14 protein-coding genes and 1 pseudogene are annotated in these 18,552 nt (G+C 71.2%); 10 read left to right on the top strand and 5 right to left on the bottom strand.

Annotated features, from left to right (window positions below; genetic code table 11):
- The first annotated feature begins 38 nt into the window (after positions 1-38).
- The 3 genes and pseudogenes from AC1DYN_RS18425 to AC1DYN_RS18435 form a co-directional block, all read left to right on the top strand.
- Entirely contained in the window at positions 39-1,991 is a 1,953-nt protein-coding gene (locus tag AC1DYN_RS18425; protein WP_477962154.1) for a TonB-dependent receptor plug domain-containing protein, read from the top strand.
- A gap of 4 nt (positions 1,992-1,995) precedes the next feature.
- The gene (locus AC1DYN_RS18430) at positions 1,996-2,493 is read left to right on the top strand and encodes a YfiR family protein (RefSeq protein ID WP_477962156.1); all 498 of its coding nucleotides are present in this window, start codon (positions 1,996-1,998) and stop codon (positions 2,491-2,493) included.
- 155 nt (positions 2,494-2,648) lie between these two features.
- Positions 2,649-4,280: pseudogene (locus AC1DYN_RS18435) on the top strand (putative bifunctional diguanylate cyclase/phosphodiesterase); the annotation flags it as partial.
- A 47-nt stretch (positions 4,281-4,327) separates the two neighbouring features.
- Here AC1DYN_RS18435 and bla read toward each other — a convergent pair.
- Positions 4,328-5,248, bottom strand: a complete 921-nt coding sequence (gene bla, locus AC1DYN_RS18440; RefSeq protein ID WP_477962158.1) for a class A beta-lactamase — start codon at positions 5,246-5,248, stop codon at positions 4,328-4,330.
- A gap of 116 nt (positions 5,249-5,364) precedes the next feature.
- On the opposite strand from bla, the gene AC1DYN_RS18445 reads away from it, so the two are divergent.
- On the top strand, positions 5,365-6,228 hold the full coding sequence (locus tag AC1DYN_RS18445) for a LysR family transcriptional regulator (RefSeq protein WP_477962182.1): 864 nt from the start codon (positions 5,365-5,367) through the stop codon (positions 6,226-6,228).
- A 2-nt stretch (positions 6,229-6,230) separates the two neighbouring features.
- Here AC1DYN_RS18445 and AC1DYN_RS18450 read toward each other — a convergent pair whose 3' ends face one another.
- On the bottom strand, positions 6,231-6,605 hold the full coding sequence (locus AC1DYN_RS18450; RefSeq protein ID WP_477962160.1) for a hypothetical protein: 375 nt from the start codon (positions 6,603-6,605) through the stop codon (positions 6,231-6,233).
- 116 nt (positions 6,606-6,721) lie between these two features.
- Here AC1DYN_RS18450 and AC1DYN_RS18455 point away from each other — a divergent pair, with 116 nt between their 5' ends.
- Together AC1DYN_RS18455 and AC1DYN_RS18460 are read left to right on the top strand one after the other, a co-directional pair.
- Positions 6,722-7,210: a hypothetical protein gene (locus AC1DYN_RS18455; RefSeq protein ID WP_477962162.1), complete on the top strand. Its 489-nt coding sequence runs from the start codon at positions 6,722-6,724 to the stop codon at positions 7,208-7,210.
- A 71-nt stretch (positions 7,211-7,281) separates the two neighbouring features.
- The gene (locus AC1DYN_RS18460) at positions 7,282-8,526 is read left to right on the top strand and encodes an MFS transporter (RefSeq protein ID WP_477962164.1); all 1,245 of its coding nucleotides are present in this window, start codon (positions 7,282-7,284) and stop codon (positions 8,524-8,526) included.
- Position 8,527: 1 nt separating this feature from the next.
- On the opposite strand, the gene AC1DYN_RS18465 is transcribed toward AC1DYN_RS18460, so the two are convergent.
- A complete protein-coding gene (locus AC1DYN_RS18465; RefSeq protein WP_477962166.1) occupies positions 8,528-9,412 on the bottom strand; it encodes an MBL fold metallo-hydrolase in 885 nt (294 codons plus the stop codon).
- 102 nt (positions 9,413-9,514) lie between these two features.
- Between AC1DYN_RS18465 and AC1DYN_RS18470 the strand changes: the two genes are divergently transcribed.
- The 4 genes from AC1DYN_RS18470 to AC1DYN_RS18485 all read left to right on the top strand — a co-directional run bounded on the left by AC1DYN_RS18470 (position 9,515) and on the right by AC1DYN_RS18485 (position 17,083).
- Entirely contained in the window at positions 9,515-10,474 is a 960-nt protein-coding gene (locus AC1DYN_RS18470; RefSeq protein ID WP_477962168.1) for a LysR family transcriptional regulator, read from the top strand.
- On the top strand, positions 10,471-11,628 hold the full coding sequence (locus AC1DYN_RS18475) for an HD-GYP domain-containing protein (protein ID WP_477962170.1): 1,158 nt from the start codon (positions 10,471-10,473) through the stop codon (positions 11,626-11,628). Before AC1DYN_RS18470 ends, AC1DYN_RS18475 begins: the two co-directional genes overlap by 4 nt.
- A 167-nt stretch (positions 11,629-11,795) precedes the next feature.
- Positions 11,796-13,880: a LamG-like jellyroll fold domain-containing protein gene (locus AC1DYN_RS18480; protein WP_477962172.1), complete on the top strand. Its 2,085-nt coding sequence runs from the start codon at positions 11,796-11,798 to the stop codon at positions 13,878-13,880.
- Positions 13,881-14,011: 131 nt separating this feature from the next.
- A complete protein-coding gene (locus tag AC1DYN_RS18485; protein WP_477962174.1) occupies positions 14,012-17,083 on the top strand; it encodes a response regulator in 3,072 nt (1,023 codons plus the stop codon).
- Here AC1DYN_RS18485 and AC1DYN_RS18490 read toward each other — a convergent pair whose 3' ends face one another.
- Both AC1DYN_RS18490 and AC1DYN_RS18495 read right to left on the bottom strand, forming a co-directional pair.
- Entirely contained in the window at positions 17,084-17,941 is an 858-nt protein-coding gene (locus AC1DYN_RS18490) for a substrate-binding periplasmic protein (protein WP_477962176.1), read from the bottom strand.
- 66 nt (positions 17,942-18,007) lie between these two features.
- A partial coding sequence (locus tag AC1DYN_RS18495) for a hypothetical protein (RefSeq protein WP_477962178.1) occupies positions 18,008-18,552 on the bottom strand: 545 nt, incomplete at its 5' end.

Here is an 18,552-nt window from a genome sequence, read left to right on the forward strand (position 1 = left end):
CATGTCGCGGGCGGTGCTCTTTGCACATCTGACAGACCGTGAAACGCCGTTCCGCTTCGCGCCCGCCGATCGGCCTTGCCGCGCTGCTTGCCTTTGCCGCCACCTGCAGTGCGGCGCAGGACCTGGCCTCGATCCCGCTCGACCAGTTGCTCGACCTGGAGGTCTCCGGCGCGTCGAAGATGCCGTCGCGCCTGAGCCAGTCGGCCTCGTCGGCCACCGTCGTCTCGGCCGACGAGATCCGCGCGCTCGGCTACCGCACGCTCGGCGAGGTGCTGCAGTCGGTGCGCGGCCTGCTGGTGTCGTCGGACCGCACCTACGCCTACGTCAGCGTGCGCGGCGTCGCCCCGGCCGGCGACTACAACACCCGCATCCTGCTGCTGATCGACGGCAACCGCGTCAACGACACGGTGTTCGACCAGGCTGCCGTCGGCAGCGAGTTCCCGCTCGACCTGGCGCTGGTCGAGCGCGTCGAGTTCGTGCCCGGCCAGGGCTCGGCGGTGCATGGCGGCAACGCGCTGTTCGGCGTCGTCAACGTGGTCACGCGCCGCGCGGCCGGGGCGCCGGGCGGCGAGCTGGCGGTCGCGCTCGGCCACGGGGCCGAACGCGAACTGCGGCTGACCGGCCGGCAACGCGTCGGCAGCGACGGCGCGCTGCTGCTGTCGGCGAGCACGCGGCGCATGGCCGGCACCGACGCCGGCTACCCGTCCGGAACCAGCCACGACACCGACCACGAACGCGGCGACCGCGTCTACCTGAAATACCAGCAGGGCGAGCTGAACGCCTCGCTGGTCTGGTCCGACCGCATCAAGGGCCTGAGCGCATTCGCCGGCGCGGTGTTCGGCGATCCCGGCAACCTGTACCGCGACACCTACACGCTGGCCGACGCATCGCTGGCCCACCGGCTGGACAGCGGCGACCAGCTGAAGCTGCGGGCCTACGCCGGCAGCTATGCGTTCCGCGGCGATTTCGTCGTCGACTACCCGCCGGTCACGCTGAACCAGGACCGCGCCGAGTCGCGCTGGTGGGGCGTCGAGACCAACTGGCTCGTCAACCGCATCGACGACCACGCGCTGGTGCTGGGCGCCGACCTGCAGGTCTCGCCGCGGCGCGACCAGTCCAACGCCGACGTCGATCCGGCACCGGCGGTCTACCTCGACGACCACCGCCGCAGCACCCGCCAGTCGGTGTTCGCCGAGGACCAGTGGGCGCTCGCGCCGGCGGTCTCGCTGACCACCGGCCTGCGCTTCGACCGCAATGCCGGCGACACCACGTTCACGCAATGGAGCCCGCGCCTGGCCCTGGTGGCGCGCCCGAGCGGCGACCTGGTGCTGAAGCTGATGCACGGCCGCGCCTTCCGCGCACCCAACGCCTACGAGTCGTACTACGCGATCGCCGGCACCGTCGGCTACAAGGGCAACCCGGCCTTGCAGAACGAATCGGTGCGCGGCAACGAAGCGGTGCTGGAATACCGCCCGTCGGCCTCGACGCGCTGGACGCTGTCGCTGCACGAGACGCGCGCCGACCGGCTGCTGGTGCAGGCGCTCGACCCGTCGGACAACCTGCTCGTCTACAACAACGCCGGCGCGCTGCGCACGCGCGGGCTGGAACTCGAGGCCGAGCAGGCGTTCCGCAACGGCGTGCGCCTGCGCGCCAACTACAGCCTGCAGCAGGTGCGCGACACCTCGGGGCTGGACCTCGCGTCGCGCACCGCCTCGCGCCTGGGCAAGCTGGTGCTGGTCGCCCCCGTCGCGCCCGCCTGGACCGCCGGGGTGCAGACGGTGCTCGTGAGCCGGCGCGGCGAGGTCCCGGGCTACGGCGTCACGCAGCTGACGCTGTCGCATGCCTGGGCGGCCGAGCGCGGCCGGGTATCGCTGAGCGCGTACGACCTGTTCAACCGCCGGCCCGACGATCCGGGCGGCGATTCGGTGCTGCAACCGGTGGCCCCGCAGGACGGACGCAGCCTGCGGCTGGCGTTCGAGTGGAAGTTCTGAACCGATGCGCTGGAGATCCGCTGTCCTGCCGTGGCTGCTGGCGCTGGCCTGCATGCCGGCGGCTGCCGTCGAGGAGCAGGAGCTGAAGGCCGCGATCGTCTTCAACCTGTTGCTGTTCGTCGAGTGGCCGGCCGACGTGCTGCCGCCCGGCGCCACGTCGCTCGGCTTGTGCGTCGGCCGGGCCAGCCCGCTGCAGCCGGCGCTGAAGGCGCTGGAAGGCCGCATCGTGCGCAGCCTGCGGCTGGACGTGCGCGAGCTGCCGGCCAGCGGCACGCCCTGCCATGCGGCCGTGCTGGACGATGCCGCGGCCGTGCCGACGCGCATCGCCCCCGGCCTGCTGCTGATCGCCGATGGCGACGCGGCCCCGGCCGCCGTGGCCGCGGTGGTGCTGCACCGCGCCGGCACGCGGGTGGTGTTCGACGTCAACCTCGGCGTCGCCCGCCAGGCGCGGCTGCAGCTGAGCTCGAAGCTGCTGCGCCTGGCACGCACGGTGACCGAATGAACGACGCCGAACGCCGCCGCGACCCGTTCCGCGTGCACAGCGGGCCGCAGCTCGGCCATCGGCTGATGCGCGCCGTCGCGCTCAGCGTGTGCGCGGCGCTGCTGGTGTCCGGCCTGAGCTTCGACACCTATGTGTATTTCTCGCTGCGCGCCGCGATGGTCGACGACGTCACCGCGCAGGCGCGCATCGCCGCCGACAACAGCTCGGCCGCGGTGCTGTTCGGCGACAGCGCGGCGGCGGCGCAGACGCTGTCCGGCCTGCAGGCCTCGACCAGCATCGAGCGTGCCGACCTGTACGACCTGAAGGGCCGCACCGTGGCCACCTGGGCCGCGCTCGGCCTGCGCACGCAGCGCGCCGATCCGCCGCCGATGCTGCAGGACGAGGGCCACCGCTTCGCCGCCAGCCACCTGCACGTGCGCGTGCCGGTGCGCGAAGGCGAGCGCGTGGTCGGCCACGTGCACCTGATGGCCAGCCTGGTGCCGCTGTACGAGCGCGTGGCCGCGTTCGCCGCGATCACGCTGGTGGTGAGCCTGGTGTCGTTCGCGCTCGCCTTCGCGCTCGCGGTCGGCATCCGGCGGCAGATCGACCGCACCGAGAAGCGGCTCGACTACCTGGCCTACTACGACCCGGTCAGCGGCCTGCCGAACCGCCATGCGGCCAACGAGCAGATCCAGCGCCTGATCGGCACGGTGGGGCGGTCCAGCGAAGGCTTCGCGCTGCTGCTGCTCGACCTGGACGACTTCAAGGTCGTCAACGACACCTGGGGGCACGGCGCGGGCGACGAGCTGCTGCGCACGCTGGCCGAGCGGCTCACGCGCTTCATGCGGCCGACCGACGTGGCCTTCCGCTTCGGCGGCGACGAGTTCGTGATCCTGTCGCCGCGCATCGGCGATCCGCTGCAGCTGCAGGCGCTGGCACGCGCCGCGATGCGCGCCCTCGACGAGCCGTTGGCCGTCGGTGCGCAGCAGCTGCGCGTGCGCGGCAGTGCCGGCATCGCGCTGTACCCGCACCATGCGGCCGATGCCGCCGGCCTGGTGCTGGCCGCGGACACCGCGATGTACGAGGCCAAGCGCCTGGGCAAGAACACCTTCGCGGTGTTCCGCCAGGACATGCACCACGACGCGGCGCACCGCATGCGCATCGAATCCGAGCTGCGCGAGGCGGTGGCGCGCAACCAGCTGCGCCTGCTGTACCAGCCGATCGTCGAGCTCGCGACGCAGCGGATGGTCGGTGTCGAGGCGCTGTTGCGCTGGGAGCATCCGCAGCTGGGCATGGTCTCGCCGGTGGAGTTCATCCCGATCGCCGAGACGAGCGGGCTGATCGTCGACATCGGGCAATGGGTGCTGCATGCCGCGTGCCGCCAGGTCAAGGCCTGGAACGATGCCGGGCACGGTGTGCACGTCGCGGTCAACGTGTCGGCGCTGCAGATCCGGCGCGGCATCCAGGCGCAGATCGGCGCGGCCCTCGAGGCCTCCGGCGCCGACCCGCGCTCGCTGCAGATCGAGCTGACCGAGCACTCGATGATCGAAGACCTGGCCAGCAACGTCGCGCAGCTCGAAGCGGTGCGCGCGCTGGGCATCCAGGTGGCGGTGGACGATTTCGGCACCGGGCTGTCGTCGCTGGCCTACCTGAAGCGGCTGCCGATCGGCAAGCTGAAGATCGACCGCGCCTTCGTGAAGGACCTGCCCGACAGCAGCGACGACGCGGCCATYGCGTCGGCCATCATCTCGATGGCCCACAGCCTGTCGCTGTGCGTGGTGGCCGAGGGCATCGAGACCGTGGCGCAGCGCGACTTCCTGGCCGCGCAGGGCTGCGACTTCGCGCAGGGCTATCTTTACAGCCGGCCGGTGGCGCCGGAGGCGATCGGCGCGCTGCTGGCCGCGGCACCGGCCGCCACCTGCCTGGCCACTTCCCGGCCCACGTCGGCCAGCGCCGCATTGCGCCGGCCGGCATCCGCGTCCGACCCGGTCAGGTAGGCCGCCACCACCAGCGGCGCGCGCTTCGGCGGCCACACCACCGCGACGTGGTTGCTGGTGCCGCGCTCGCCGGTGCCGGTCTTGTCGGCCACGCGCCAGTCGTCCGGAAAGCCGGCGCGCAGCCGGTCGAAGCCGGTGGTCGCGGCCAGCAGCCACTGCACCAGCTGGGCCCGGCCGGGCTCGGACAGCGCCGGGCCCAGGGCCGCACTGCGCAGCGCTGTGGCCATCGCGCGTGGCGTCGTCGTGTCGCGCGGATCCCCCGGCCGCGCCTCGTTCAGCCCGGGCTCGGTGCGGTCCAGCCGCGTCTGTGTGTCGCCCAGCGCGCGCGCATGGCGCGTGATGGCCGCCGGGCCGCCGAAGCTCTTCAGCAGCAGGTTGGCGGCCGCGTTGTCGCTAACGGTGACCGCGGCCTCGCACAGTTCGCCCACCGTCAGGCCCTCGCCGCCGACGTGCTTCTCGGTGACCGGCGAGTGGCTGATCAACACCTCGCGGCCGTAGACGATGCGGCGGTCCAGCCGCTCGCTGCCGGCATCGACGCGCTGCAGCACCAGCGAGGCCACGAGCCACTTGAAGGTGCTGCACATCGGGAAGCGTTCGTCGAGGCGATGGCCGACGACGCTGGCGCTTGTCGTGTCGAGCAGCGCCACGCCGAGCCGGCCGCCGACGGCGGCCTCGATCGCCGCCCAACGGGCCGGTCCGCTCGCCTGGCCAAAGCTTTTCTGGGTCGATGCGCCGGCCAGGGCCAGTGCGACCGCGGCATTGAACTGTCTTCTTTGCATGGGTGGATTCCTCGTGTCGATGAAAGCGGAGCGCGCACGATAGCCACCATGCCGGCCCGGCTCAAACGCTGATTTCGGGGGCGAGACCCCAGATAATCCGGGGCATGCCATCGCCGTTGAAATTGCCGCTGAACGCCCTGCGTGCGTTCGAGGTGTCGGCGCGGCACCTCAGCTTCACGCGTGCCGCGCTGGAGCTGTGCGTGACGCAGAACGCCGTCAGCGCGCAGGTCAGGAACCTCGAGGAACGCCTGGGCGCGCCGCTGTTCCGCCGCCTGCCGCGCGGGCTGGCGCTGACCGACGAAGGTGCGGCGCTGCTGCCGCTGCTGAGCGACAGCTTCGAGCGCATGCACGCGGTGCTGGAGCAGTTCGAGGGCGGGCTGCAGCGCCAGGTGCTGACGGTGGCGGTGGTCGGCACCTTCGCGGTCGGCTGGCTGCTGCCGCGGCTGGCCGCCTTCCGGCGCGACCACCCGTTCATCGACCTGCGGCTGCTGACGAACAACAACCGCGTCGACCTGGCCGCCGAAGGGCTGGACTGCGCGATCCGCTTCGGCGACGGCGCCTGGCACGGCACCGCGGCCGAGCCCTTGCTGCAGGCACCGCTGTCGCCGGTGTGCGCGCCGGCCATCGCGCGCCGGCTGCGCACGCCGGCCGACCTGGCGCACGAGACGCTGCTGCGCTCGTACCGCGCCGACGAGTGGACGCGCTGGTGCGCCGCCGCCGGGCTGCCGGCGCCGCTGCTGCGCGGGCCGGTGTTCGATTCGTCGATCACGATGGCGGCAGCGGCCGCCCAAGGCATCGGCGTGGCGCTGCTGCCGCCGGCGATGTTCGGCGAAGAGCTGCGCACCGAGCGGCTGCTGCAGCCGTTCGCGCTCGGCGTGTCGACCGGGCGCTACTGGCTGACGCGGCTGAAGTCGAAGGCCGAGACGCCGGCGATGAAGACCTGGCGGGCCTGGCTCGTCGGCGAAGCGGCGCGCGGCTGAGTTCAGAGCCGCACCGGCGTGTCGCTCCAACCGGTGCGCCGACGGCAGCCTTCCTGCTCGGCCACGTCGTCGGCGGTGTCGCACTGCACATCGGTGGCGGCCACCACGCTGACCACCGCGCCACCGCGGCGCACCGTCTCGGCATAGGCGGCGGCATCGTGCGGCGAGTCGCCCCATTCGAAGACACCCTGGAACAGCTCGAGCAGGTTGCCAACCAGGCCCCCGGTCACCAGCTCGTCGGCCTCGGACGCGATCGCGTGGTGCGGCCCGTCGCCGCGCGTGTGCAGTTCGACGGCCGGCAGGCCTTTCGCGCGCAGGCGGTCGGCGGCGCGCCGGCCGTCTTCGGGATCGTCGAATGCGAACAAGGCGTTGCTCATCGAGAGTCTCCTGCAGCGGTATCCCCGTGTCGGGCAAGCCGCGTTCCCGGCCAATGCATGACAACTGTATGCCCATACAGTACCATCGCGCATCATCGCCACTTGCCCGACCTGCCATGACCGACACCGCCCTCGACTCCCCCGAGCTCATCCAGGAACCCCGCCACTGGGAAGACGAGACCTGGATCGCGCAGGTGATCAAGAACGAGGACGACGACGGCTGGGCCGTCGCGATGACGCTGCGCGGCGAGGCCGAGCCGGCGCTGATCGGCCCGTGGACCATGGGCCGCGACAAGAAGAACCCGAAGCCGATGGATGCACCGTCGTTCCACACGCTGGTGAAGACCGCCTACGAGGTGAGGCGCCGCCACGAGCAGCAGCTGCAGGCACGGCTGCACAAGCAGGTGTCGGTCATGACGCCGGCCGGCAGCTTCGTCGTCTCGCTCGACATCGTGCCGGACGAAGACGAGCCCTACGCGATGCTGAGCGCGCGCGACGCCGACGGCACCGAATGCGCCCGCAAGCGCGTCGAGGCGGGCTTCCGCCTGGGCGCCGATGCGGCGACGGCCTGGCTGCAGCGCGAGCTGGGTTTCGAGGCGTCCTGAGCCCGCCGGCGCGAGCCGGAAGCTGCCGCCGACAGGCGCACAAGCACGGTCGCCTCGAGAACAATGCGGGCATGCCACCGACCCCGAGGACATCGCTGTCGCGCCTGCTGCTGCCCGCCGGTGTGGCGCCGCAGGCCGGGCCGCTGCTCGCGGCGCGCGCGCTGCGGGCGCTCGGCGATGGCTACATGGCCGTGCTGCTGCCGGCCTACCTGCTGGCAATCGGCCTGGGCACGCTGCAGGTGGGCATCGTCAGCACCGCGACGATGCTCGGCTCGGCCCTCGCAACGCTCGCCATCGGCGCCTGGGGCCACCGCTTCGCATCGCATCGCCTGCTGCGCGGCGCGGCGCTGCTGATGGCGGCCACCGGCCTGGGTTTTGCGGGCTTGTCGTCGTTCTGGCCGCTGCTCGCCGTCGCGTTCGTCGGCACGCTGAACCCGAGTTCGGGCGACGTCAGCGTGTTCCTGCCGCTGGAGCACGCCCGGCTGGCCGGTGCGGCCCAAGGCAGCGCCCGCACGGCGCTGTTTGCCCGCTACAGCGTGACGGGTGCCTTCTGCGCCGCGCTGGGCGCGCTCGCCGCCGGCCTGCCGGACTGGCTGGCACGCGACGGCGGCATCTCGCGCCTGGCGGCGTTGCGCGGCATGTTCGTCGTCTACGCGCTGCTGGGCGGGATCGTGTTCTGGCTCTACCGGCGCATGCCCTCGCCGGATGAAGCGCAGGGCCGGCACGAGGTGACACCGCTCGGGCCCTCGCGCGGCGTGGTGGTGCGCCTGGCGGCGCTGTTCAGCGTCGATGCCTTTGCCGGCGGCCTGGTGGTGAATTCGCTGCTGTCGCTGTGGCTGTTCGAGCGCTTCGGCCTGTCGCTGGCCCAGGCCGGCGCGTACTTCTTCTGGGCCGGGCTGCTGAGCGCCGCGTCGCAGCTGGCAGCACCGAAAGTCGCCGAACGCATCGGGCTGCTCAACACGATGGTCTTCACGCACCTGCCGGCCAACGTCTGCCTGGTGCTCGCCGCCTGGGCGCCCAGCCTGCCGGTCGCGCTGGCGCTGCTGTTCGTGCGCAGTGCCTTGTCGCAGATGGACGTGCCCACGCGCACCGCCTTCGTGATGGCCGTGGTGACGCCGGCCGAACGCAGCGCCGCCGCGAGTTTCACCGCGGTGCCGCGCAGCCTCGCCGCGGCACTGAGCCCGACGCTGAGCGGCGCGCTGTTCGCCGCGGGCTGGATCTCGCTGCCGCTGGTGGCCTGCGGTGCCCTCAAGATCGCCTACGACCTGGCGCTGTGGCGCGCAATGCGGCGACACCGGGTCGACGGGCCCGGATGACTCACTGCGGCCACTTCATCTCGCCCTTGATCACCTTGGCGCTGAGCTCCAGGCCGCCGAGATCGGTGAACTGCGGGTAGGCCTTCTTCATCGCGTCGACCAGCTCGGCCGAGTTGCGTGCCTTGGCCGCCTCGGCCTCGAAGACCTTCAGGTAGCCGGCCGTGAACTTGACGGCGTCCAGCCCCTTCGGCTCCTCTCCGGCGAAGTGGCCCGGCACCACGCGGCGCGGCTTCAGCGCCTCGATGTCCTTCAGTGCGGCCAGCCAGTTCCTGCGCGAGGCCGGCGTCTGCGTGTCGGCGATCCACACATGCGATCCGCTGGACACCACGACGCCACCCACCACCATTTTCAGCGACGGGATCCACACGACGCTGCGTTCCGGGCTCGCGCCGTGCAGCCCCTTGACCTGCAAGACCTGGCCATCGACGGCCAGGCTCTCGCCCTTCAGCACCTGCGGCAGCACCAGCTGCTTCGGTGCGTTCTCCTTCAGCACCGGCCCCCAGTAGRCGAGCTTGCCGTCCATCGTCGCCTTGATCGCCGCGACGGTGGGCGCGGTGCCCACGATCTTCGCGTCCGGGAAGGCGGCCTGGATCAGGTCGAGCCCGAAGTAGTAGTCGGGATCGCTGTGGCTGATGTAGACGGTGGTGAGCTTCCTGCCCGTCGCCTTGATCCTGTCGACCAGCGCCTGCGCATCGTTGCGCTGGAACTGGGCGTCGATCAGCACGACCTCGGACGGGCCGCTGACGATCTCGGAGCTGACCGGGAACATCGACTTCCCTGCGGGGTTGTAGACCTCGACCGAGAGCGATGGTGCAGCCGCCGCCCCCGTCGCCGTGGCGAGCAGGGTGATGGCGGCACCGAGGGTGAGAAGCAGGCGACGGTACATGGCAGGTTTCCTTGGATGGGGTGAGCCGGCGAGGATATGCTGCATGGATCGCACGAAAAACAGCCTTCTTCTCAACTGTTTGTTTCTTCCATCGATCAAATCATGGACCGTCTCCTTGCCGCCCAGGTGTTCGTCGCCATCAACGAGCGCGGCAGCCTCATCGGCGCGGCCGGCGCGCTGGACATGTCGCGCGCGATGGTCACCCGCTACCTCGCGCAGATGGAGCAATGGGCCGGGGCGCGCCTGCTGCACCGCACGACCCGGCGGCTGGGCCTCACCGCCGCGGGCGAGGCAACGCTGCAGCGTTGCCGGCAGATGCTGGACGTGGCCCGACTGGTGCCGCTGGCGGGCGACTCCGAAGCCGAGGAGCCGCGCGGCATGCTGCGCATCGCCTGTTCGCAATCGCTGGCGCAGGCCACGCTGGTGCCGGCCGTGGCCGCCTACCTGCGCCGGCACCCGCTCGCGGCGGTGGACCTGCAGATCGGCAACCGCGCGGTCGACCTGGTCAGCGAGCGCATCGACCTGGCGCTTCGCATCACCAACCAGCTCGATCCCAACCTGATCGCGCGCGTCGTGGGCCGCTGCGAATCGGTCGTCTGCGCAGCGCCGGACTACCTTCGATCGCACGGCACGCCGCTGCGCGTCGAAGACCTGGCCCGCCACAACTGCCTGACGTACTCGTACTTCGGCAAGAGCCTGTGGGAGTTCACGCGCGACGGCGCGCCGGTCAGCGTCCCGGTGAGCGGCAAGCTCAGCGCCGACGATTCGGTGGTGCTGCTGCGCGCCGCGGAGGAAGGCGCGGGCATCGTGCTGCAACCGGTCTTCTCCGCGGCACCGCTGATCGCCGACGGCCGCCTGGTGGCACTGCTGCCCGGCGTGCAGCCGCAGACGCTGGGCATCCACGCCGTCTTCGCTTCGCGCTCGCAGATGTCGGCCACCCTGCGCACGATGCTCGATTTCCTGGCCGCGTGGCTGGTGGATCCGCACCCGCAGCACGCGCCGCAATCGCTGGACTTGCAGGCACGGCGGCCCCACACTCGGGACCGAAGGGCACCCCCATGACCTCCGCCTCGGATCGCATACCGCTGACGCAAGTGCGAGACCTGCTGCACGTCGGGCAGGAGCTCCCGTTCAGGGTGCTCGACGAGCATGCGCGGCTGCTGCTGAACGCCGGGCAGATGCTGCACGACGAAGGCCAGCTCGAAGGCCTGATCGAGCGCGGCGCCTGGGCCGAGCGGCCGCTCGTCGAAGCCACCCGCCAGGCGCGCGCCGCCGCCGCCAAGGCGGCACTGCAGGCGGCACCGCTGTCGCTCTTCGATCGCTGGGAACGGCTGCTGCATCAATTCGAAAGGCTGGCGCGCGCCATCGCCAAGAAGGAGGAGCCGGGCACCGCGGTGCCGGCCTTCTTCGCGGCCTTGCTGGCCCTGGTCGACCGCGACCCGGACGTGGCCTTGTTCCTGTGCGTGCGGCAGGAAGACCGCCGCTTCGCGCTGTACCCGGTGAAGCATTCGATCCAGTCCGCGGTGCTGGTGCTGCTGACCGCGCGCTCGCTGGCCTGGGATCCCGATCGCTGCGCGTCGGTCACGTGCGCCGCGTTGACGATGAACCTGTCGATGCTGGACCTGCAGGCCACGATGGCCGAGCAGGACACGCCGCCGACGAAGAAGCAGCTCGAGCAGGTCCGCGCGCACCCGCAGGCGACGGTGTCGATGCTGCGTGCGGCCGGCGTGGCCGACGAGGTCTGGCTGGCCGCCGTCGCGGACCACCACGAACACGTGGGGGGTGGCGGCTACCCGCGCGGCGAAGGGGATGTGAACGCCGAAGCGCAGCTGCTGCGCGCCGCGGACGTGTTCATGGCCAAGATCAGCGCGCGTTCGAACCGGCCGCCGATCACGCCGCACCTGGCGATCCGCCAGTTGTTCCAGCAGAGCGCCGGGGCCCCGCTGGCGATGGCGATGGTGAAGACCCTGGGGGTGTACCCGCCCGGCAGCCTGGTGCGGCTGCATTCCGGGGAGATCGGCGTGGCGATCCGCCGGGCCGCGGCCGGCCCGCATCCGCTGGTCGCGACGCTGAGCGACAAGAACGGCAAGCCCACCGGCGAGACCCATCGCCGCAACAGCGCCGAAGCGGGCTTCGCGATCGACGGCCCGGTCGAGGCGCCGAACGCGTTCGCGCGCGTGCTGCCCGAGCGGGTGTACGGGCTGATCGGGGCCTGAGTTCAGCGCTTGCGCGCATGCGCCAGCGCGTACTCGACGAAGGGCGGCCGGGCTTCTTGCATTCTGTTTCAGGTCGTCTCGCGGCACCAACGCGCCCCGCCCTGTTCATGGAATGTTCAAGGTTTCGTCAAGTCTTCCGGCATCGCGATCCACACAATCGCTCGGCCATGCATCACGACGATCAACCCGGTCCCTTCCCTTTCTCGCGCCGCGCCTTCCTGCTGGGATTGAGCGGGTTGAGCGCCGTCGGCCTGCAGGCTTGCGCCAATGGCGAAGGCACCAGCGCCGACGAGCCCTCGTCCGGGACACCGCCCGAGGAACAGCCCAAGGCCTTCGTCCACCCCGGCCTGCTGCACACCGAAGCCGACTTCACCCGCATGCGCGAGCAGGTCGCCGCGGGCGCGCAGCCGTGGCTCGCCGGCTGGAACGCGCTGACGTCGAACGGCCGCTCGCAGCTTGGCGCCTCGCCGCGCCCGCTCGCCACGGTGGTCCGCGGCGGGGACGGATCGAACTTCGCGCAGATGTACATCGACATCGCGCGCAGCTACCAGCTCGCGCTGCGCTGGAAGGTCTCGGGCGACGTGCGCTATGCCGACCAGGCCGTCGTGTTCCTCAACGCCTGGTCGGGCACGCTGACGTCGATCACCGGCAACGCCGACCGCTACCTCGCGGCCGGCATCTACGGCTACCAGTTCGCCAACGCGGCCGAGATCATGCGCAGCTACAGCGGCTGGGCCGCGGCCGACTTCAAGCGCTTCCAGGACATGATGCTGGCGGTGTTCTACCCGCTCTCCAGCCGCTTCCTGAAGGAGCACAACGGCGCCGTCATCACCAACTACTGGGCCAACTGGGACCAGTGCGCGCTGGCCTGCGTGCTGAGCGTGGGCGTGCTGTGCGACCGGCGCGACATCTACGACGAGGCGATGGCCTACTACCGCAATGGCCAGGGCAACGGCGCCGGCCTGCAGGCGGTCTACCACGTCCACCCGGGCAAGCTCGGGCAATGGCAGGAAAGCGGCCGAGACCAGGGCCACGCCACGCTGGGCATCGGCCTGGCGGGCGCCTTCATCGAATCGGCATGGAACCAGGGCGACGACCTGTACGCCTACGACGACCACCGCTTCCTCGCCGGCGCGGAGTACGTCGCCAAGTCGAACAGCACCGATGCCGGCGGCGCCTTCCCTGCGATGCCCTACCTGCCCTACAGCAACAAGCAGGGCACCAGCACCGGCGTGTCGCCGGCAGCGCTCGGGATCGGGCGTCCGGTCTGGGAACTGGTGCTGAACCACTACGAGGGCCGGCTGGGCATCGCCGCCCCCTTCGTCAGGCAGCAGGCGCTGCAGATGCGGCCCGAGTGGGACGGCTCGAACGGCGACCAGCTGGGCTTCGGCACGCTGACCTTCGCACGCCAGCCCATCGCCGGCGCACACCCGAGCGGCCTGACCGCGCACCGGCAGGACACGCAGGTCGAGCTGTCGTGGTGGGGCGTGCCGGACGCGGTCTCGTACACCGTCAAGCGCGCGGCCCGAAGCGGTGGCCCGTACACCGTGCTGGCCAGCGGCTTGAACGGCACGCTGACCTGGGTGGACCCGGCCCCCGCCGCCTCGTCGTGGTACGTGGTGACGGCCGCCACCGCCTCCGGCGAAAGCGCGGCCTCCAACGAGGCGGGGGTCTCGATGACACCCCAGCTGGTGCTGCAGCCGGTCTCGGCAGCACGCGGCAGCGTGGCGGCCGGCACCCCGGCCGACGTTGCGGGTTCGCCGTCCGTGCCCACCGCCGCCCTCACCGCCCTCAGCGACTTCACGATCGCGGCCTGGGTGTTCCTCGACGCGGCCGAGACCTGGTCGCGCGTCTTCGACGTCGGCTCCGGCCCGCGCCGCAGCATGTTCCTCACGCCGCGCAATGCGGCCGGCGTCGTGCAATTCACGATCGACACGGTGCATGGCTACGTCGCGCAGAACGTCACCGGCCACGCGCCCCTGCGCACCGGGGCGTGGACCCATGTCGCGGTCACGCTGAGCGGCAAGCGCGCGACCCTGTACGTCGACGGCGTGGCCGTCGGCAGCAAGCCCGACATGGCCTTCGCACCCTGCGACCTGGGCATCGGCATGGAGGGCTGGATCGGCAGGTCCCAGTACGCGGGCGACCCGCTGCTCAAAGGCAAGGTCGACGACTTCCGGGTTTACACGGGGGCCCTGGAGCCCGCGGCGATCGCCGCCCTGGCGGCGCCGCGCGCCTCATCGTCCGGCTGAACATCGCAGGGCGCGCGGCGCCGTGATTCGCTGCCCGACKGGCGGGCATTCGACTATGCTCGGCCGGCAGACGTGCGCCATTTGTTGCGGCGCGCCCCGCGAGTTCACCGATGACCCATCCCGCCCCTGAGTTGGACACACAGCCGCGGCGCCGCGGCTGGCTGGCATCGGTGTCGCGGATCCCGGGCGGCGGCATCGCGATGGCGCTGCTGATCCGCGTGCTGCTGTTCAGCACCGCGGTCACGCTGCTGCTCACCGTGCTGCAGCTGACGCTGAGCTACCGCAGCGAGCGGGCCCGCCTGGAAAGCCGCTTCGGCGAGATCGACCAGGCCAGCTCGCGCAGCCTCAGCGAAAGCCTGTGGGCGCTGGACTCCAAGCAGCTCGAGGAACAGCTCGAAGGCATCGTGCGGCTGCCGTCGATCCGCGCCGCCGAGGTGCGCGAGACGGCCTCGTCCGCCCATTCGCTGACGGTGCTGCGCGGCGAGCGGCAGACCCGCCGGACGGTGGTGAAGGAGTTCCCGCTCGCCTGCTGCGGCGCGAACCCGCAGGTCATCGGCGTGCTGCGCATCGAGGCGACGCTCGCGGACATCTACCGCGAGCTGGCGACGCAAGCCGTCGTCATCCTGCTCAGCAATGCCGCCAAGACCTTCCTGGTCGCGCTGTTCATCCTGTTCGTCGTGCACCGGCTCGCCACGCGCCACCTGCTGGACATCGCCGCGTCGGTCGGCAGCGTCACGCCGCAGGCGGACGCGCCGCCGCTGCAGCTGCGGCGCCCGCAGACCCGGGACGACGAGCTCGACCAGCTGGTGCAGGCCCTGAACGCCATGCGCGAGCGCCTGGCCCAGCATGCCGCGGAACTCGGCAACGCCAATGCCCGCATGTCGACGCTCCTCGACAACATCCCGGACCTGGCCTGGGTGAAGGACGCCGACGGCCGCTACCTCGCGGTCAACCGTGCGCTCGCCACCACGCTCGGCTTCGAGCAGCCCGGCCAGATGATCGGCCTGACCGACCTGGACGTCCATCCGCCCGAGCTCAGCCGGGCGTACCGGCTCGACGACGCCGAGGTGATGGCGTCGAACGGCAGCAAGCGCATCGAGGAACAGCACGTCCGCCCCGATGGCAGCAGCGCGCTGGTGGAGACCATCAAGACGGCGCTGTGCGACCGCGACGGCCGCGTGACCGGCACGGTCGGCATCGCGCGCGACATCACGCAGCGCCGCCAGGCCGAGACCGACCGCGTGGCGCGCCGTTCCGCCGAGGCGGCCAACCAGGCCAAGAGCGACTTCCTGGCCAACATGAGCCACGAGATCCGCACGCCGATGAACGCCATCCTCGGCATGTCGTACCTGGCACTGCAAAGCGGGCTCAACCCGCAGCAGCTCAACTACGTCCAGAAGATCCACGGCGCGGCCGAATCGCTGCTGGGCATCATCAACGACATCCTCGACTTCTCGAAGATCGAGGCCGGCAAGCTCGACATCGAGGCGATCCCGTTCAACCTCGGCGACGTGATGGAGGGCCTGGGCCACCTGGTCGGCATGAACGCCGAGCAGAAGGGACTGGAGCTGCTGTTCGCGCTGCCGCCGCGCCTGCCGCAGGCGCTGGTGGGCGACCCGTCGCGGCTGCGCCAGGTGCTGCTCAACCTGGGCAACAACGCCGTCAAGTTCACCGAACGCGGCGAGGTGGTCGTCGCGATCACGGTCGCCGGGCGCGAGGACGAGGCCATCGCGCTGCGCTTCGAGGTGCGCGACACCGGCATCGGCATGACGCCCGACGAACGGCAGCGCCTGTTCCAGCCGTTCACGCAGGCCGATTCGTCGACCAGCCGGCGCTACGGCGGCACCGGCCTCGGGCTGTCGATCAGCCGGCACCTGGTGCAGCTGATGGGCGGCGAGATCGGCGTCGACAGCACGCCGGGCCAGGGCAGCCGGTTCCACTTCACGCTGCGCTTCGGCCTGCAGCCCGAGCCGGTCGACGCGCCGCTGCCGCGCGAAGACGACCTGCACGGCCGCCGCGTGCTGGTGGTCGACGACAACGCCAGCGCGCGCGAGGTGCTGGCCGGCATGTGCCGCGCGTTCGGCCTGGGCACCGACAGCACCGCCGATGGCCAGGACGCGCTGCGCAAGGTGCAGCAGGCGGATGCGGGCGACACGCCCTACGACCTGGTGCTGCTCGACTGGCAGATGCCCGGACTCGACGGCGTCGAATGCGCGCGCCAGCTCGGCCAGGACGGCCCGCGGCGCCATGCTGCGCCGACCGTGCTGATGGTGACGGCCTTCAGCCGCGACGACGTGCAGCAGCAGCTGGCACGGCAGCAGGTCAGCGTCGGCGCGCTGCTGACCAAGCCGGTCACGCCGTCGACGCTGCTCGACGCCTGCAGCGATGTGCTGGGGCTGTCGGTGCCGCGCACGACGCGTACCACGCAGCGCGAGGAAGCCCTGCTCGCGCACCAGGCAAGCCTGCGCGGCGCGCAGATCCTGCTGGTGGAGGACAACCCGATCAACCGCGAGATCGCGCTGAGCGTGCTGGGCAGCGCCGGCATCGCCGTCAGCGTGGCCTGCGATGGCCGCGAGGCGCTGCAGATGCTGGCGCAGCAGCGCTTCGACGGCGTGCTGATGGACTGCCAGATGCCGGTGATGGACGGCTACGCCGCCACGCGCGCGCTGCGCCGGGAGCCGCAGTGGCGCGAGCTGCCGGTGATCGCGATGACCGCGAACGCACTGGTCGGCGACCGCGAGAAGGTGCTGGCCGCCGGCATGAACGACCACGTCGCCAAGCCGATCAAGGTCGACGAGCTGTTTGCCACCCTCGCCCGCTGGATCCATCCGGCCGATGCGGCGCCGGACGCATCGAACGGCATCGACCGCACCGCCGGCATCGCCGCGACGATGGGCGACGAAGACCTGTACCGGCGCCTGATGCGCATGTTCCGCGACCGGGAGGCCGATTTCCCGGAGCGCTTCCGCGCCGCGCGCGCGGCCGGCGACACAGCGACGGCGATGCGCATGGCGCACGACCTGAAGAACGTGGCCGGCACGCTGGCCGTGCGCGCCGTGCACCTGGCGGCGACCGAACTGGAACGGGCCTGCATCGACGAACTCGATGACGGGTGCGTCGAGCCGCTGGTGCGCAAGGTGGCCCGGCTGCTGCGGCCGGTCATGGCCGAGCTGCGCGAACCGGGCGATCAGCGGGTCAGCTGATCAACGGCCGCGCCGCGCGTCGTACCACAGCTCGGGCCGGCCGGACGGCGTGCCCGGCGTCAGCAGGGGATTGCGCAGCTCGATCACCGTGCGCGTGTCCAGCCGCGCCTTGCGCAGCCGTTCGCCGAAGTACTGCTGGAAGACCTTGTCGAACGAGCCGTCGGCGATGGCCTTCTCCAGCCCGTCGCGGATGTCGTTGGCGAGCCGGGTGTTCTGGCGGTTCACCATGAAGTAGGAATCGTAGAAGTAGTGCAGCGCCAGGTGCGGCTCCACCTCCAGCGTGTCGGCATTGAGGGCCTGCTCGTCCCAGATCTCCATCATGCTGCGCGGGAAGTAGTCGAAGCGCTTGCCGGTGAGCATCTTGAACAGGCCCTCGTAGCGCGGCGCGGTGATCACGTCGATGCCATTGGCCCGCAGGATCTGCGTGTCCGGCCACTCCTGCCCCTGCGCGAGCCGCAGCCGCTTCAGGTCGTCCAGGGTGTTGATGCCTGCGACCAGCCCTCGGTCGCCCTTGCGGATCAGGCCAAGGCGCCAGCCGAGCAGGCCCTTGTTGATCGGGATGTAGATCGGCAGCAGGCGCGCCTCGCGTTCGGCGGAACTGGGGATCGGGCCGACGTCGATCGTCCGCCCGGCCTCGAGTTCCAGCACCTGCCGCTCCTGGTTCATCGGGGTCTCGGCCACCTGGATCCGGTACTTGGTGCCGCTCTTCGACAGCGCCAGCTGCAGCAATTGCAGCGGGTAGTCGTAGCGGCGATCGCCCTCGAACTCGGGCTTCGGAATGCGGACGATTTCGACCGCGAAGGCACCCAGGTGTGCCGCGAACACCAGGCAGGCCAACAGGCGAGACACCATGCGCATGATCACCTCCTCGTCCCTCGGGGACGCAGGCCATGATACGTGCGCAAGGCGCCCCGTGCGTGGCCGTCAGGGCCGCCAGGTCAGCGTCGTCCTCTTGTTGACGTCGGTGGCCGAGCCGACATTGGACGCCGCGTCGACGAAGCCCGACTTGCTGCCCGAACCGAGGTTCAGGCCCGCGCCGCGGTACTCGACGTCGCCATGCAGGTCCAGCGTGCCCGAGGCGCCCTGGTTGGCCTCGAAGAAGCCCAGTGGGTAGAAGGTGGTGCGCACCTGCGCCGAGCCGGAGACGGTGAAGGCGTTGTTGCCCCACGGGCTGCCGGTCTCGCCGATCACGCTGAGCCCGCCGACGGTGCCGCCGGTGACCGCGCCGTTGGCGATGATGGCCTGGTCTTCGATGCGCGCGCTGCCGGTGGCGCGGCCGCCGGGCAGGATGGTCGCGTACGGTCCCACATACACCGTGGCCGGCGTGCTGGTGGGCGCACAGCCGCCGCCATTGGCATGGCGCGCAGTGCCCGACGGGCAGGCGTCGCGCTGCCCGTTCTGGAAGCCCTGCGGCCACGCGTTGGCCAGCTCGACCATGTACGGGTAGCGCCAGATGGTTTCATAGGCCT

Source organism: Rhizobacter sp. P2_D12, from assembly GCF_056404395.1.

Bases quoted from the DNA above. Each gene is read 5' to 3' on its own strand.
- AC1DYN_RS18490 (WP_477962176.1), bottom strand. From the start codon at position 17,941: ATGCGCATGGTGTCTCGCCTGTTGGCCTGCCTGGTGTTCGCGGCACAC.
- AC1DYN_RS18430 (WP_477962156.1), top strand. From the start codon at position 1,996: ATGCGCTGGAGATCCGCTGTCCTGCCGTGGCTGCTGGCGCTGGCCTGC.
- AC1DYN_RS18480 (WP_477962172.1), top strand. From the start codon at position 11,796: ATGCATCACGACGATCAACCCGGTCCCTTCCCTTTCTCGCGCCGCGCC.
- AC1DYN_RS18475 (WP_477962170.1), top strand. From the start codon at position 10,471: ATGACCTCCGCCTCGGATCGCATACCGCTGACGCAAGTGCGAGACCTG.
- AC1DYN_RS18450 (WP_477962160.1), bottom strand. From the start codon at position 6,605: ATGAGCAACGCCTTGTTCGCATTCGACGATCCCGAAGACGGCCGGCGC.
- AC1DYN_RS18455 (WP_477962162.1), top strand. From the start codon at position 6,722: ATGACCGACACCGCCCTCGACTCCCCCGAGCTCATCCAGGAACCCCGC.
- bla (WP_477962158.1), bottom strand. From the start codon at position 5,248: ATGCAAAGAAGACAGTTCAATGCCGCGGTCGCACTGGCCCTGGCCGGC.
- AC1DYN_RS18470 (WP_477962168.1), top strand. From the start codon at position 9,515: ATGGACCGTCTCCTTGCCGCCCAGGTGTTCGTCGCCATCAACGAGCGC.
- AC1DYN_RS18460 (WP_477962164.1), top strand. From the start codon at position 7,282: ATGCCACCGACCCCGAGGACATCGCTGTCGCGCCTGCTGCTGCCCGCC.